This is a genomic window from Allocoprococcus similis, from assembly GCF_054660775.1.
On the sequence record NZ_BAAHSG010000042.1, the window covers coordinates 1 to 15,596 of the forward strand.

At 38.7% G+C, this 15,596-nt stretch carries 20 protein-coding genes, 1 pseudogene and 1 riboswitch; of the genes and pseudogenes, 4 read left to right on the forward strand and 17 right to left on the reverse strand.

All coding sequences use genetic code 11. The annotated features are described in order from the left end of the window. Positions 1-13: 13 nt before the first annotated feature. The 3 genes and pseudogenes from ACYQ5K_RS14650 to ACYQ5K_RS14660 form a co-directional block, all read right to left on the reverse strand. A pseudogene (locus tag ACYQ5K_RS14650) lies at positions 14-172 on the reverse strand (DUF1698 domain-containing protein); the annotation flags it as partial. Between the two features lie 142 nt (positions 173-314). Continuing rightward, a complete protein-coding gene (locus ACYQ5K_RS14655; RefSeq protein WP_004613237.1) occupies positions 315-638 on the reverse strand; it encodes a hypothetical protein in 324 nt (107 codons plus the stop codon). A gap of 71 nt (positions 639-709) precedes the next feature. Next, positions 710-1,255, reverse strand: a complete 546-nt coding sequence (locus ACYQ5K_RS14660; RefSeq protein WP_039121379.1) for a P-loop nucleotide/nucleoside kinase family protein — start codon at positions 1,253-1,255, stop codon at positions 710-712. Positions 1,256-1,568: 313 nt separating this feature from the next. Here ACYQ5K_RS14660 and ACYQ5K_RS14665 point away from each other — a divergent pair, with 313 nt between their 5' ends. After that, the gene (locus ACYQ5K_RS14665) at positions 1,569-1,805 is read left to right on the forward strand and encodes a DUF6061 family protein (protein WP_173688076.1); all 237 of its coding nucleotides are present in this window, start codon (positions 1,569-1,571) and stop codon (positions 1,803-1,805) included. A gap of 71 nt (positions 1,806-1,876) precedes the next feature. Here ACYQ5K_RS14665 and ACYQ5K_RS14670 read toward each other — a convergent pair whose 3' ends face one another. Both ACYQ5K_RS14670 and ACYQ5K_RS14675 read right to left on the reverse strand, forming a co-directional pair. After that, positions 1,877-2,794, reverse strand: coding sequence for a nuclear transport factor 2 family protein (locus ACYQ5K_RS14670; RefSeq protein ID WP_459777823.1), 918 nt, complete (start codon positions 2,792-2,794; stop codon positions 1,877-1,879). 33 nt (positions 2,795-2,827) lie between these two features. Then, entirely contained in the window at positions 2,828-3,598 is a 771-nt protein-coding gene (locus tag ACYQ5K_RS14675; RefSeq protein WP_173688075.1) for a nuclear transport factor 2 family protein, read from the reverse strand. 232 nt (positions 3,599-3,830) lie between these two features. Here ACYQ5K_RS14675 and ACYQ5K_RS14680 point away from each other — a divergent pair, with 232 nt between their 5' ends. Further along, positions 3,831-4,718 (forward strand): LysR family transcriptional regulator, encoded by an 888-nt coding sequence (locus ACYQ5K_RS14680; protein ID WP_173688074.1) that lies wholly within the window; start codon positions 3,831-3,833, stop codon positions 4,716-4,718. A 93-nt stretch (positions 4,719-4,811) separates the two neighbouring features. Here ACYQ5K_RS14680 and ACYQ5K_RS14685 read toward each other — a convergent pair whose 3' ends face one another. The 10 genes from ACYQ5K_RS14685 to ACYQ5K_RS14730 all read right to left on the reverse strand — a co-directional run bounded on the left by ACYQ5K_RS14685 (position 4,812) and on the right by ACYQ5K_RS14730 (position 10,961). Beyond that, a complete protein-coding gene (locus tag ACYQ5K_RS14685; RefSeq protein ID WP_173688073.1) occupies positions 4,812-5,588 on the reverse strand; it encodes a protein-ADP-ribose hydrolase in 777 nt (258 codons plus the stop codon). Further along, positions 5,585-6,529, reverse strand: a complete 945-nt coding sequence (locus ACYQ5K_RS14690; protein WP_173688072.1) for an SIR2 family NAD-dependent protein deacylase — start codon at positions 6,527-6,529, stop codon at positions 5,585-5,587. The genes ACYQ5K_RS14685 and ACYQ5K_RS14690 overlap by 4 nt, the downstream gene beginning before the upstream one ends. A gap of 2 nt (positions 6,530-6,531) precedes the next feature. Continuing rightward, entirely contained in the window at positions 6,532-7,140 is a 609-nt protein-coding gene (locus tag ACYQ5K_RS14695; RefSeq protein ID WP_173688071.1) for a 4Fe-4S binding protein, read from the reverse strand. Next, the gene (locus ACYQ5K_RS14700) at positions 7,137-7,760 is read right to left on the reverse strand and encodes an ECF transporter S component (RefSeq protein ID WP_173688070.1); all 624 of its coding nucleotides are present in this window, start codon (positions 7,758-7,760) and stop codon (positions 7,137-7,139) included. The genes ACYQ5K_RS14695 and ACYQ5K_RS14700 overlap by 4 nt, the downstream gene beginning before the upstream one ends. A 74-nt stretch (positions 7,761-7,834) precedes the next feature. Next, positions 7,835-7,947: riboswitch (FMN riboswitch) on the reverse strand. A gap of 19 nt (positions 7,948-7,966) precedes the next feature. Beyond that, positions 7,967-8,362 (reverse strand): pyridoxamine 5'-phosphate oxidase family protein, encoded by a 396-nt coding sequence (locus ACYQ5K_RS14705; RefSeq protein ID WP_004844992.1) that lies wholly within the window; start codon positions 8,360-8,362, stop codon positions 7,967-7,969. A 211-nt stretch (positions 8,363-8,573) separates the two neighbouring features. Beyond that, positions 8,574-9,008 (reverse strand): Rrf2 family transcriptional regulator, encoded by a 435-nt coding sequence (locus tag ACYQ5K_RS14710; RefSeq protein WP_173688069.1) that lies wholly within the window; start codon positions 9,006-9,008, stop codon positions 8,574-8,576. 149 nt (positions 9,009-9,157) lie between these two features. Continuing rightward, a complete protein-coding gene (locus ACYQ5K_RS14715; RefSeq protein WP_243259231.1) occupies positions 9,158-9,334 on the reverse strand; it encodes a hypothetical protein in 177 nt (58 codons plus the stop codon). Continuing rightward, entirely contained in the window at positions 9,315-10,271 is a 957-nt protein-coding gene (locus ACYQ5K_RS14720; protein WP_173688068.1) for a 2-hydroxyacid dehydrogenase, read from the reverse strand. Before ACYQ5K_RS14720 ends, ACYQ5K_RS14715 begins: the two co-directional genes overlap by 20 nt. Before the next feature lie 35 nt (positions 10,272-10,306). Further along, positions 10,307-10,759, reverse strand: a complete 453-nt coding sequence (locus ACYQ5K_RS14725) for a DUF6773 family protein (RefSeq protein ID WP_459777824.1) — start codon at positions 10,757-10,759, stop codon at positions 10,307-10,309. Beyond that, positions 10,740-10,961: a helix-turn-helix transcriptional regulator gene (locus ACYQ5K_RS14730; protein WP_173688066.1), complete on the reverse strand. Its 222-nt coding sequence runs from the start codon at positions 10,959-10,961 to the stop codon at positions 10,740-10,742. The genes ACYQ5K_RS14725 and ACYQ5K_RS14730 overlap by 20 nt, the downstream gene beginning before the upstream one ends. A 307-nt stretch (positions 10,962-11,268) precedes the next feature. On the opposite strand from ACYQ5K_RS14730, the gene ACYQ5K_RS14735 reads away from it, so the two are divergent. Both ACYQ5K_RS14735 and ACYQ5K_RS14740 read left to right on the forward strand, forming a co-directional pair. Further along, entirely contained in the window at positions 11,269-12,279 is a 1,011-nt protein-coding gene (locus tag ACYQ5K_RS14735) for a LacI family DNA-binding transcriptional regulator (protein WP_173688065.1), read from the forward strand. Continuing rightward, complete coding sequence (locus ACYQ5K_RS14740; RefSeq protein WP_173688064.1) at positions 12,279-13,610, forward strand: MATE family efflux transporter; 1,332 nt, start codon at positions 12,279-12,281, stop codon at positions 13,608-13,610. Before ACYQ5K_RS14735 ends, ACYQ5K_RS14740 begins: the two co-directional genes overlap by 1 nt. Before the next feature lie 214 nt (positions 13,611-13,824). Here the strand turns inward: ACYQ5K_RS14740 and ACYQ5K_RS14745 are convergent, their stop codons facing one another. Both ACYQ5K_RS14745 and ACYQ5K_RS14750 read right to left on the reverse strand, forming a co-directional pair. After that, entirely contained in the window at positions 13,825-15,102 is a 1,278-nt protein-coding gene (locus ACYQ5K_RS14745; RefSeq protein WP_173688063.1) for a cytidylate kinase family protein, read from the reverse strand. A 30-nt stretch (positions 15,103-15,132) separates the two neighbouring features. Continuing rightward, positions 15,133-15,596: MarR family winged helix-turn-helix transcriptional regulator (locus tag ACYQ5K_RS14750; RefSeq protein WP_459777825.1), on the reverse strand; the 464-nt coding region annotated here is incomplete at its 5' end.

The following is a 15,596-nucleotide window of genomic DNA, read 5'->3' on the forward strand; positions in this document are numbered from 1 at the left end:
TTTATAGTTTGTCACCTACAACAGAAGACGCTCCGTGTTCCATCGCATAAATACAGTGCCATCCATAGCCGCATCCTAAATCAAGCACACGCTTATCTTTAAAATCCGGCAGCAGCTTTCTCAATGTTTCCCATTCTCCTGCACCGGCTAGTCCCTGCTGTGAGCGACTCATTTGACTGTATTTTTGAAAAAATATATTATCATCATATTTGTTTTCTTTTCCATATTCTACATAATTCAACCTCTTTCACCTCGCTGTAAACTTCCGATTTTTCGTTCTCTGCGACTTCCCAATAAACGGGAATTTGACTTGCCTATTTTCTTAAAATCTCATGTGGAGCTTCTATTTCATTTGCCAAGGTATGCTCTGTTAATTCTGACATCAATTTCAATTTTTTATTAATCAATGGTCGCATACAATTAGGAACATGTTCCTGATGCGCTCTGTGGATTGCTACACATTCCTTACAGTTTCCGTGATAACGACAGGCTTTCAGGCAAGGACAGTGATCTTTGTCTTTATACTCCTTACGAAATTCCGCTGCAAATTCTTCTTGCAGTCTCAGTCCCTCGACACGGTTTCCCTTATGAAATTCTACCATTGCATCCAGTTCTTTCTGGTTCCCTTCAATCTTCATGTTATTATAGCGCCTCCATTTCAACTATTCCTCATTTTCTGATAAATTCCTGTTATACAAACTGGAATTGTCTAAAATAGTAAAGCCGTACCGCTTACTATTTTTTCTTTTACTGCTGAAACAGTATCTTTGATTGAATGCGTAGTTGTATCTATAACATTTAATTCATAGATTCCTAAATTGGAAAATTGCTTCCACATTGTTTCAACTAATTCAATATTTGTTTCTCTGTCTAACTTTGAGCGTTCGATAGCTCGCTTCATAGTTTCTTCTTTACTTGCCCTTAAAACGATATAGTGTACTTCATAATGCTCTTGAACAATGTTGAGCCACGGCTCTAAAAACCACGGTCCTACAATACCATCTACAATTACATCATATCCACCACGAGCATATCGCTTCGCAGCTTCTAAAAACGCTTCAATGACAATCAAATTTTGCTCATTTGATTCTGGCAAATGCGGTGGTATTGCCCCTTTACTCAAATAATGATAAAAGTCATCTGTGTGCATATGCACAGACTTTTCCAAATCTGATTCTTTTGCAACAGCAGATGCCGTTGTAGTTTTTCCTGTCCCCGGCGCACCTGTGATTACAATAATTCTACCTTGATTCATCTATATTTTACCTCCACAACTTCCGATTGAGATTTCACCTGTTTTAAGAGATTTAATAACTGTTATATTTTGTTATTAAATTCTCCGCAAACCCTTGAAAACACTGAATTTGTCGCAGGTGAGATTTCCCTTATTGTTTCCCTTGTGTTATATCGTCCCACCAGTGTTTACGAACTCTGATAAGGGCAAATACAAGGGCAAGAAAATTCTATAAAACAGTATAACACAAAATAAAAGTGACATGGTGAACTGATTGAAATGCTTCTGATTTTTGCAACAAATGATTGATTTAACGATAAGGAGATTTGATACGATGAGAACAATATTTGCAGAATACAATCCCAAGCGCAACAGTATTGATGTTTACACAAGTGCCGGCTATATGCTTCGCATTGACTGCTTGGAAGCTGAAAAGAATTTAAAGACTACACCTGGATCAGACTGTGCATTAAACGCACTCGCCATTGATGATCCTCTTGAATATGCAAGATTATATCTTGATGGAAATTTGCAGATGTGGGTAGATGCAGAAGATTCACTTGAACTTTAATATTTCCTGTTAAAAACATATGATAAAATTCCCCCTTACTATTTTTGAAGGAGGACTTTTATTAAAATTTATTAGAATTTTCCATTCTGATTCTGCCATGTGGATTTATCGGCAATCGTTTCCATTACATCCCAATGCTCAGCAATCTTGCCGTTTTCTACTCTCCAAAGATCATAGTAAGCGGTTGGTTTATCGCCAAAGGTACCTTCACTTACTGCCAGTACAAAGTTTCCCTGAGCAAGCACCTGATGAGTAGTAGTATAAATCATCTGAATATTCTGTTCAGCAAGTGCTGCAAGTGCTTCATTCAGACCGGATACGCCATCAGCAATGCCGGTGTTATGCTGAATATATGTGTCACCATCAAAATAGTCTGGTGTTTTATCTAAATTATTGCCCTGCATAACATCATAAAGAAAATCTTCCACGAGTTTGCGATTTTCTTCAGTTTTGTCAAGATCGGTTACTTCCGTAGTTCCGTCAATCTGTGTATGTCCTGATGGATTCGGCTCAGCCTTTGCAGCAAGGTTATCCCAGTGCTCAGCGATTTTTCCTCCCTTGTCAAATCTGAAAATGTCGAATGCCACCTGCTCGCCAGCACCTGCAAAATTGTAAACAGTCTGAAGAAATACTTTGTCACCATCTTCAAATGCCCGGATGTTTTCAACAGTAGTTTTTTCATCTGCCGAAGCCAGGTATTCGACAGAACTGATGAATGCATCTCTTCCAGTACCGTAGGCAAGGTTGTGCTGAATATAATCTTCTGCAAGCAATTCTTTAGCAGTATCGGTATCTCCGGTTGCAAAAGTATCGATCAATGCGAGTGCTTTTTCGATCTGAGTCTGTTCAGTTTTTGTCGATTCGGTCTCCTGTGTAGTTGCACTGTTGGAAGAAGCAGTGTTGTCAGCGTTGTTGCTGGATGTTGAACATCCTGCTAATGCAGTCATTGTTAAAGTTGCGGTTAAAAGAAGTGTGATAATTTTTTTCATAGTGTGAGTCCTCCTAAAATATTATAATGTGTTTTAAAATTTGCCGTTCTGATTCTGCCATGTAGATTCATCAGCGATAGTTTCCATTACATCCCAATGCTCGACGATTTTGCCGTTTTCAACTCGGAAAAGATCGTAGTAACTTGTATGAGCACCTCCAAAAGAGCCTTCACTTACTGCAAGACCGTAATTTCCGTCTGCAAGTACCTGATAAGTTTGATCATAAATCATCTGAATGCCCTGTTTGCCAAGAGCTTCAAGAGCTGCTCCGAGTCCGGAAAGCCCATCCGCAATTCCTGTGTTGTGCTGAATATAAGTATCTCCATCAAAATAGCTGGTCAGCTTTTCCGGATGCTCGCCACGGAGAACATCACCTACAAACGCAGAGACAATTTTGCGTGTTTCTTCTGCATTTACAAGTTCTTTTTCCATGCTGCCGTCAATCTGTGTATGTCCTGATGGATTTGGCTCAGCCTTTGCAGCAAGATTATCCCAATGCTCAGCAATTTTTCCATTGCTGTCAAAGCGGAAAATATCAAATGCTACCTGCTCGCCGACACCTGCAAAATTATACACAGTCTGTAAGAAAACTTTGTCGCCATCTTCAAATGCACGAATGTTGTTGACAGTTGTTTTTACCGGTGCGGATGCGAGATAAGTTACAGAGCCTAAAAAAGCATCTCTACCTGTACCGTAAGCCAGATTGTGCTGAATATATCCTTCAGCCAGTAAATTTTTTGCTGCATCTGTATCACCAGTTGCAAATGTGTTAATGAGTGCTAATGCCTTGTCTTTATTTGTCATGTTAGTATCCTCCTTGTATGTGTAGGGTTTATGATGAAAAAGTTTTTTCAGAAATGACATTTTGTTACCTCCCTTTCTGATGTTTGCCTGGGTGAATGATGAGCTTGCATCGTTCGTTTCCCTTGCCGTAACTATACTATAACGCAGTCGGCACATTTGAAAAATGGCTGAAAATTTGTATGGGCTACAACTTGAAATTGTAGTATAATGTATGTGAAAGGAAGTGATAGCGATGGAATTTAAGCATATAGAATATTTCTTAAAAACCTGTGAATACACATCTATGTCCAAAGCGGCAGAAGCACTTTATATCTCACAGCAGGCATTGAGCAGATGTATCGCAGGCATGGAACAGGAATTGGGCTGTCAGCTATTCCAAAGAACTGTAAAAGGAATAAGCCTTACCAAAGAAGGAATGTATCTTCTAAATAAATTTAGTCCTCTGGTGACGCAGTATCATCATGTATTAAATGAAGTTACAGAACATTTCGAGAGTCAGCCCGTGAAGCTACAATTCTGTTGTGCACCATTGATATTTCGATGTATTGATCCGGAGTTGTTGTTTGATTTTCAGGAGAAATATAAAAACATAACACTTGAAATGTTAGAATTGTCTGACGTAGACTGTGATAAATATGTTGAAGAAAACGTGACACACTTAGGACTTCTTGCAATCCCAGAGAATCGGCATGGCGAAAAGATTCCATATACTTTGGTGAAAACATTTCCCTTATATCTTTTTGTGCACAAAGATAATCCTCTGGCAAAAAAACAATCGGTGAATTTTTCAGAACTGGAAAATGAGAATTTCCTAATGCTTGACAAGAAATCGTATTACAAAAATCTGGTGTGGCATTATGCAAAAAAATATCATTTTGAACCGAAGGTCGCCTTTGAATCATCGGATGCAAATCAACTGATCAGTCTGGTAAATAAGGGGCGTGGAGTCGCATTAAGTCTTGAGCCGATGTATGATCAAGGCGTTTATGGAAATCTTGTCATGGTTCCATTCGATGATAAAGATATTACGTGGAGTATTGCTTTCATTTATCAGGACTACGAACGATTGAGTAATGCAGCACATAAATTTATGTCATTCATAATAGAAAATATTAGATAAAAAGATTCATTAGAACTTAAAAATCAGCAAAAGGGCAGAAATTTATTCTGTCCCTTTTGCTAATTAGGGTATATAGGATATTTCAACAGACACTTATAACAATCCATTGTATATCTTTAAATCTTCATCCTTAAATACATTAAAGATTACCTTTTTTATTCTGCTGTCTTTGTCAAGATACTGCTTTACAGTGTTCGTTGCGATTTCAGCAGCCCTCTGCTGCGGAAAACGGAATACTCCTGTGGACAGGCAACAGAATGCAATAGATTCCACACCTGTATCAGCTGCAAGCTTTAAGCACTCTCTGTAACAGCTTGCAAGCAGAGCTTCATCTTCTTTTGTAACTTCCCATTGTATAATAGGTCCTACCGTATGAAGAATATATTTTGCCGGAAGATTGTAGCCCGATGTTATCTTTGCTTTGCCGGTCTCTTCTTCATGTCCCTGTTTTGCCATAATCTCATGCATTTTCAGTCGCAGCTCAACTCCTGCATAAGTATGAATAAAATTATCGATGCAGGCATGCATCGGTGAAAAACATCCAAGCATCTGTGAGTTGCACGCATTCACGATTGCATCACATTTCAAAGTAGTAATATCACCCTGCCAGATATATAATCTCGAATCGAATTTTACAGATGCAAGCGTGGCAACATCCGTGATTCCACGCTCTATATTTCTTTCTGTAAGATACTCATCCTGTATTTTTAAAAAATCATTACTGATTGGTCTTGGCGGTCTGACATTCATAAGTGAGCGGAGCAGATTTTCCTGCCCCTGCTTGTCCGTAGGAATGTTCTGTCTGCCAAACCGTATTTCTTCTTTTAAAAGATACTGAATCAGATATTCTCTTCGCTCGTCCTGTGTCATAATACCAGCCCCCTTATATCAGCAATTGTCTTTGCCATATCACCGCCAATACCGATTGCACGTTCCCCGAAGCTTTCCGGCACTACCGCTTCGTCCATATTCAGACGTATCAAGCTGTATGATGAGTTCTCCCGCACCATCTTTTCAAAAGGGAAACGTATAATAATCGGCGTATTAAATCCAACTCCAAGTTCCAAAAGAACAACCTTTTTATCTTTATTCTGTTCCAGAAAACTCGCATACCTGTCGGCTGCCTCATGCCACGCTTCATCTTCCACAAAATAATTATCACAACGGAGATTCATAGCCATATTGCCGCCACACACCGGACATTTTGGTACAAGCTCTGATGGAATCAGGCAGTCTCTTCTTGTTTTATCCATTTTACGAAACAGGTCTTTTGCATCGTAAGTCTTTGGATGACAGGCTTTCTGGCACTGGATTTTTCCATAGTCTCCCTGTGTTGCAAATATTCTTTTTTCATCAAATCCCGCTTTATAAAACTGATGATCCACATTGGTTGTCAGTACAAAATATTCCTTGTCTTTCACAATATCATAAAGCTCGGTATAAAGCGTCAACGCCGGAGGATCAAAGCGGTTCATCAATGCGTGTTTTGACCAGTATCCCCATTTTGCCTCCTCGGACGGATACGGATAAAATCCGGCTGTATACATATCTGTCATGTAGTGCCCACCGTATTTTTTTATAAATTCTGCAAAATTGTCCGTAAACCTTTTGCCGCCATACTGGATTCCTGCCGCTGTCGATGCCCCGGCTCCTGCCCCGATTATAACACAGTCTGCATTTCTTATATACTCTGCTGTCCTGTCAATCTGGTCTTCATATGCATCCTTTTGGAATACATAATCCCTTGCCGGAATACTACATAAAAAATCCTGCCAGTTAATATGCCCTTTTCTGATTTTCTTAAAGATCATAATTAACCTCTTTTCTCAATACACTGCTTCGGACAAATTTCTGCACATCTTCCGCAATGCAGACAATGATTCTGGTTGATAGTAACCGGAACTGAAGATATATCAATACACTTTTGCGGGCATACAGAATAACACAACTTACATCCGATACAGTCTTTTCCAACAAAATAACCTGTCTGAACAGCTTCGGTTTTCCCGATTGTTATAGTATCCCTCACAATATTTGATGGATTGCTGATATCAAAATACTCTCCCTGTGCCTCATACAACCGAAACACTTCGATTGCATCTTTCGTATCTCCCGGATAGATTTTCTTCATATAAGGATTTTTTTCAAACATAATATCAAGATTCTTTTTTCCGATGTTCTTTATTTTTCCACGCAGGGACACCGCAATTTTGTCTTTTGTTGCGGATATTGCCACATACTGCTGATCCATTAACTGGTCAAAAAATGCTTTTCCCTTTGCTGTAAGAAAATACACGCCTTCTTCATCATAGTACATCATATCTATGATTCTTGTCTGAGGATGTCCATCTGAACCTATCGTTGCAACTGTTGTTGAATGAATTTCATCCACAAGAAGTTTGAGATAATCCATTTTTGTCATTTCAAATTCTCTCCTTTCAGTATCGGTGTAAGTTTTTTATATATCATCATGGCAATTGCTCCAATCACCAAACCTTTTAAGATATTAAACGGCAATGCATTGAATAGCACAACGTCCAATTTTGTCTTAATAAATGGCAGAAATTCACCAAATGATGCGATCAGCTGATCCAGCGGCATAAATGTTTCAAACAGGGGTAGCAGAATAAAATAATTTACAATCGCTGCGGCTATTCCCATAACTACGCTTGAAATAACACATGCCCACATCGCCATTTTCTTTGTCTTTTTGTATTTGTATATAAAACCGGCAACCAGTACATAGGATGCACCCATCAAGAAATTGGCAAGTTCACCAATTCCTCCTGTTGATGTTGACAGAAGCTGTAATATATTTTTTATCAATTCTATCATCACTCCTGTAACCGGTCCAAACGCAAATGATCCAATCAGTGCAGGTAAATCTGACAGATCCATTCGTGCAAATGATGGACTCAAAGGAACCGGAAACTCTAAAAAAGCCAACACATATGATATAGCTGCCAGTAGAGCTGTCATTGTTATTGTCCTTGTAGAAACTAAATTTTTTCTTGTTTTAATAGTTGCTGTATTGTTACTCATAAATCTCCTTTTTGTGAGATATGCCTGAATTTAAAACAGCCCGCAGGACGGGATTTCCTGCGGGACTTGCTTTATCATATCTTCTCTCATCCGGACTTTACCGTCGGTTATGGAATTGCACCATATCAGCTTTTTGCTCGCAGACTATACTGCCGGTCAGGAATTACACCTCGCCCCGAAGACTGTAATTTTTCTGTTAATTATCTTTAAAATTCATAAGGTGGATTTCCAGAGAAATCTGCGATTAAACCATGAGGATTTTCAAGATAGAATACCTCAAAAATAGGATTATCTGCTGTCTGGTACTGTCCCTTAACGATAGGATTGTTCATGCATCCTTCCTTTACACTCTTGTTGTCCTCAAATACTGCTTTGCCATGAAGGCGAATCCATGCATATTCTGGCGAAGAAACAGAAACTTCTACTTCAGGATTTGCTAACATATCCTTGTAAACATCCTTTGTGTTGTTAGTACAGAACCAAAGCTTTCCGTCCTGCTCAAAACAGAACATGAATGGACGGCATTTTGCCTTTCCATCTCTTCCGACTGTTGCTAAGTACTGAACCGGATTTTTCTGTAAAAATTCTACTACTTTCTGCATTTTAAATTACCTCCTTAATTTGTTGTAACATCATTTGTTACATCTTATGTTTGTACTATAGCATTTGTTTGATGTAATGTCAACAGTTACATCAAACTTTTTGTAACTTTTTTTGTTACAACTTCCTTTAAAAGTTTTACATTAATTATGACAAACTAAAAGGCTCCGGAAATTGTGATGATATAATCACGTATCCGAAGCCTTCTGTATTCTACTCTTTCTCTGTATACACTGCAATATCTTTTTTCACATCAGCAAGTGTCATTTCTGAAAGTTTTTCCTCCATTGCCCTCTGTACCTCTAACAGCCTCTTATCAAGAACATGGTGAATATTCTTTCCTACCGGACATTTCTGATTAGGATTCTCATGAAAATGAAACAGTTCTTCATCTGGTGCACATTCCACTGCTTTATACACATCAAGGAATGTAATCTGCTCCAATGGTTTGGTAATTGTCACACCGCCTGTCCCTCTTGCAACTTCAATAAGACCAGCAGCCTTTAATTGTTGCAATATTTTACGGACAATCACCGGATTGGTTCCAATGCTTGCTGCCATAAAGTCACTGGTCATCTTCTGATTCGAAAATGTATCTATACAGGTAAACATATGGATTGCCATTGTAAATCTGCTTGAAATCTGCATTATAAACACCTCTCTTCGACAATAATCATATCAAAAAATAGATGTAATTTCAATGGTTACATTGTTGTTAAAAACCTAATATAAATACAACCAATAATCTGCTTTAGAAAAATAGGAAGATACTTTACAAATTCCAATTTCTCAATAGCTTAAATAGAATATCCCATATCATAGGCCTCTTTAAAAACACTTTGATTCTTAACCAATCCAGCATCCATCACGTTTGCTGCATATATCTTTCCTGCGGTCTTATATTCTTCCAGATGTTCTACAAAACCATCCAGATCATCTTTTAATACGCAGATACTATAATCCTGATACAACATTGATCGGATTTCCTTCTATAAACTTCTTTATATTATCTGCCAAAATAGAAACCAGCCGCTGTCTTGTCTCAAGGCCTTTCCATCCCATATGAGGTGTCAAAAGGACATTATCCATAGTGTAAAGAGGGCTGTTTTCTTCAGGTGGTTCCGTTTCCTGAACATCAAGTCCGGCTCCTGCAATCGTACCATTTTCCAATGCTTCTATAAGAGCTGCTTCATCAATAAGTGCACCTCTTGAAGTATTAATGATAAACGCGGATGGCTTCATAAGTGATAAAGCTTCTTTGTTGATCATATGTTTTGTACTTTCTGTCAGTGGACAATGCATGGAAACATAATCACTATTCTTAAGTAATTCCTCAAGCGATACATAACGGATACCATTCTCATCCTCCCTTGGTGTCCTGGTGTACACAAGTATATTCATATCCAACGCCTGCGCAATCTTTATGACTTTTCTGCCAATATGTCCTGCACCTATAATACCAAGTGTTTTTCCGTTCACCTCAACATGAGGAACCTGAAGATTTTTAGTAAAGTTATCATGATTTCCACATGTCAGCATCTTCATCTGTACCTGCATTGCAGAACTCAGATTCAATATCATCATGATTGCAGTATGTGCCACACGTTCTGTACTATATGCCGGGATATTACAGACTGTAATCCCCTTCTTTCGTGCTGCCTCAAGATCAATATTATTATATCCTGTACCTGCCTCACAGATCAGTTTGACTGATTCCGGGAATCTCTGTATCATTTCTGCATTCACAGGCATCTCTTTTGTTACAATGATGTCTGCGCCTTGAATACGTTCTGTCAGCTGCTGTTCTGTTGTATCTTCATATACTGTAACATCAGAAGATAAAATAGAAAAATCCAGCTTTCGGTCAAAATTCATTTTCTTTGCATTCAATACTACACATTTATCATTCATACTATAAATTCCTCCACAACTTTCCACTTCATATATCACTCATCTTCCTCAAGTTTCTGTACTCTTCTTTTATATATTTTAGAAGATATCATTAATGCTAATAAGCATAAGATTTCCACCTGCACAAACATAATAATTCCGGTTGCAATTGAACCAATAAGTTTATGGTAATTCCGATAGGAAACACCAAACCATATAATCCCTGCCAATACTGCCGCAATACTACTGACTATGATATTTGTCTTGAGATTCGGTTTCAATTTTCTATCCCAAATTCCATTTCGAATACAATCAATTGAAAGATATAATGCAAGACTCATAAATACAACCCATTCTCCGGCAAGATTCTTAATACTGTCATTCCCCACTATCATTTGTATTGCCATTACAATCAGCAATCCCCAAAAAGCAAGCCAACATCCGTTATGTTCAATTTTAAGAAGTTTTAATTCTTGGCGTTCATCTAAATTACTTTTCATTTTCTTCATCTTCATCATCCTCCCAGAATAAATCATCCAAACGTTTATCTAATACACGACAAATTTTACGACACAGTTTTATTGTGGGATTGTATTCTCCCTTTTCGATAGCATTTATAGTTTGTCTTGAAACACCAACTGCTTCTGCTAAGACTTTTTGCGTCATATCCTTTTCAGCCCTTGCCACTTTAATCGCAATATTTTTTGCCACTTTATGTTCACCTCCATTTATAAAGTAACACTTCTTTTTCATAATGTCAATTATATTTTACTTTTTGTCTTGTATACTAAAACAAGAGTGGTTAAGACAAGAAGAAAGTAGCGAGAAGATGGGGGAGTCCCCCGAGGAAAATGTGTAATATAATAGTAAAAATTCACAAAAATCGAGCTCAATTTTTGTAACGGGTTATACGCTTAACCTTTGTAAATTCCACCTTCATAAGGTACCATAGTATCATAGTTGGGAGCTTTTTTACCCCCCCCAGCATTATCATAATATCGTAGAAGAAGGAATGAAAATGGCACAGAACAGGATTCGAATCGTAGATGTTGCAGATGCGTTAGGTCTTAGTACTGCTACTGTCTCAAAAGTGATTCACGGCAAAACAGAAAAGATTTCAGATGAGACGGTAAAACGTGTCCAGCAGGAACTTGAAAGGTCGGGATATATTCCGAATATGGCTGGCATTTTGCTTGCAAGAAATAATTCAAGAATCATCGGAGTAGTGGTGAATGACCATGAAAAGTATGAGGGCAGGGTTTTAGAGGATGGATTTGTGATGTCATCGCTGAATGCTCTTTCCCATGAGGTGAATGAAAAAGGATATTTTCTGATGATAAAAACGACATCTGATATCAAGGAGATTCCGGTATTTGCATCCATGTGGAATATGGATGGACTGATTCTGATTGGATTTTGTGAAGCTGATTATGAAAGCCTTAGAAATCAGATGCGGATATCGTTTGTAGTGTATGATGGCTATTTTGAAAAATGCTCGAAAGTAGTAAATTTGGTCATCGATCATTATAACGGCGGCTATCAGGCTGGAAAATATTTTAAGGAACTGGGACATAAAAAAGCATTATGCATAGCAGATAATTTCATCTGCATGGATAAAGAGCGCATCGAAGGGTTTCGCAAAGCCTTTGAACAGGGAGAAACATTTAGATGGGAGATACCAAAGACAGAAAAGGAAAGAATGTGCTTTTATGAAGATAACTATATGCAACTGTCAGAAAACAGTGTTACCGCTGTTTTTGCAGTGTCCGATTTTTATGCACTTGAGTTTATGAGATTTTTACAAGGAAAGAACATTCGGATTCCAGAGGATATCCAGATCATCGGCTTTGATGATAACATGGCAAGCAGGGAAAGCAATCCTTCTCTCACAACGATTCATCAGGAAGCAAACTTAAGAGCGAAGGCGGCAATTGAATGTCTGGAGGCAATGCGCGATGGAGCAGAATATAAGACAGAAATCGTGTTACCGGTTGATTTAATAAGAAGGGAAAGTACGAGGAAATTATAATGTCAAAGTTTATGAAATCGTTGTGTAAAATAGCAATTCCAGTCACATTGCAAAGTATGTTGCAGGCATCATTTTCAATTGTTGACCAGATCATGATTGGACAGTTAGGCGAGACAAATATATCGGCAGTTGGATTATGCGGTAATTTTTCACTGATTTTTTCAGTAGTGATCGGTGCGGTAAGCACGGTTGCCGGAATATTAATTGCACAGTTTATTGGTGCAGAAGAAACAAAAGAAGCATGGTGCAGTTTTGATGTGAGTCTCATCTGCGGAATTGTGATATCAGCATTATTCCTGCTTGCAGCCGGAGTTTTTCCGTCGCAGATTCTTGGACTGTATACGAAAGATATGAGTATTATAAATACTGGTGCGGTTTATTTTAGAATCGTAGCATTTTCTTATCTTCCAATGGCTGTCAGCAATATTTTATCCTCCTGGCTGCGCTGTAAAGAACATGCCACAATACCATTTCTTGCAAGCTTTGGAGCAGTTGTTGTAAACACAGGACTGAACTATCTGCTGATATTTGGAAAATTTGGATTTTCATGTATGGGAATAAAGGGAGCTGCGATTGCCACACTTATTTCGCAGTTGTTTAACCTGGTATTTATTGTTATTGGATTTGTCTTATGTATCAGAAAAGATGAAGATAAACCGGTATTATCTCTACATTTTAAAAAAATCACACTCTGGGATTATCTGATCATGATTATGCCGATTCTGATCAGTGAATTTTTATGGAGTCTCGGGCAAAATGTGGAATCTGCTGTTTATGGGCATCTTGGCACATCAAACCTTGCAGCTTATACACTTACCGGTCCGATTCAGGGACTTATCGTAGGGGCACTTAGTGGATTGTCAGCGGCTGCCGGTGTGATGGTCGGCAAAAGGCTTGGCAGGAAAGAATATGATGAGGCTTACACAGAATCAAAGAAGATTATGTATGCAGGCTTATTTGGTGCAGTAACGGTATCGGCTTTGCTCATTCTTTTGGCTGGAGTATATACCGGATTCTATCGTGTTGATGACAGCGTAAAAGAGCTTGGAAAGATACTGCTTATCGTATTTGCCTTGTATGCTCCGGTCAAGGTGGAAAATATGATACTTGGCGGAGGCATTATAAGAAGTGGCGGTAACACCAAAATCATTATGATTATTGATATTGTTGGCACATGGTGTATCGGAATTCCACTGTGTCTGCTTGCGGCATATGTATTCAAGTGGGGAATTGTTGGTGTGTATACATTGCTTACTACGGAGGAATTATTCCGGCTTACTGTATCGTTAATTATCTTTAGAAGCCGTAAATGGATAATTAGTTTATGCTGATTTACTTCTTGCGGGATTTTCATAATATGAATATCCGTCACATCGAGTCAGATGCGACGGATATCTGTAACCTTATTTTAGATTTTTTACTTGTCTACTTGACAGGGAGCTGATCATTACGCTTACTGCTACTCGTTTGCAATTATTATATTTCCTGTTTTTCAAAAAGTCAAACAAATTTTTTCTGACAGACTTATTTTCTGACAGACTTATCTTACAGTATCCGTTCAATACAATTTTCAATATACTCGATTCCAAGATCCGTATTCACCGTAAGATCAAAGTTCGCTGCTGCTCCCCAGATCCTGCCGGTATAATAGTGATAATTGTCTGCACGCATCTTATCTTCCCTGTGGATCTTATGCTGTGCATCTTTGGCTTCTACGCCAAGACGTTTCATCACACGCCGGATACGGCTCTCGATCGGTGCGGTGAAAAATACTTTCAATACCCGGCTGTTATCCCGCAGAATATAATCTGAACATCTTCCGATGATCACGCATTTCCCTTTTTCTGCCAGCTTTCGTATCACTTCTGCCTCAGCCTCATAGATCTTGTCCTTTGGAGCTTCTTCCTCCTCATTTCCATACTGATACATCTGATTGAACAGATCATAAAGCAGGCTGTTTGCCATGGACTCTTCTCTTTTACTGATAAACTCCGGCGTCATTCCTGTTGTTCCGGCAGCCATCTCAATGATCTCCTGATCATAAAATTCATATCCTAGCTTCTCTGCCAGCATTTTTCCAATCTCATGTCCGCCTGAGCCATACTGTCTGCCAATGACGATGACATTCTTATGACCTGCCTCTACAGTATTTTCAACAACAGGCTCTTCTTTTTTGGCTGCATACTCTTCTGGGAATAAATACGGTTTGACAAATTCCAGATGTTTTCCGAACAGTCTTGCAATAAATCCTACCAGAAGTGCCGCAATGACCGTACCCTCACGCACTCCGTTTAATTTTCCGAAGAACAGAAAGGAAAGTACTCCGGCAATGACCGCCATGGATGAATCGAAGATGATCTTTGTGGTTCCAAAATTGGTATTCCAGGTCTGCACGATCGCGCGGACAAAGGATTCGCCCGGCAGCATAACCACATCTGCAACTACTTCCATATATACACCAAAGCCAAGCACGATACATCCTGCAAGAAGTGAGATCAGCTTCACCAGATAATTCTGCGGATTCATCCAGGCAAACAGATACATGGTAAAGTCAATAAAATATCCGAATGCAACCGAAACCGGAATCTGAAGAATATTTTCCATCTTAAAATTCTTCCTCAGAATCAGGATCTGCAATACGATCAGAAGGATACTGAAAATGATCGTAAAGTTTCCAAGTGTCAATGGGAAATGAAGACTTAACACATATGGAATCGATGAAATCGGTGACGTTCCAAGACTTGCTTTTGTCACAAGGCTGACTCCAAGTGCATTGATAAACAGTCCCACTAAAAATAAAAGATATCGTTTTAATTTGTTCATTTTTCTCTGTCATTCCTTTCTTTTGTGCACTTATTCGTTTCTTTTTTCTTGCAGATTTGAGTAAATCTTCTTAGATACCGACATAAACTTTTCCATCTCCTCTTCGGATATCCCACTCAAAGCTCTTTCTTCAATCTGCTGAAAATTCTTATCAATCAGCTTCTGCTTTTCTTCCCCTTCTTCTGTCATAAAAATGTGAAAGGTACGTCTGTTCCCATTGAGGATCCGGCGCTCGATCAATCCCTTCTCCTCCATCTTATTCAGAATCGTTGTCAGGGAACCTGCTTCCAGAAAGCATGCCTGCGCAATCTCTTTCTGACTGCTTCCATCATGCGTCTTTAAATAATCGAGGATTTTCGGCTGACCAATTGTAAGCCCGGTATCCTTAATCCTCTCCATCAAAGCCTTCTGCACCAGCATTTGATTTGCCATGATCAGATAGTGTAAACTCTCATCCATCTCGTTTTCTCCTAAAAAATAAAAGTTATAATTCA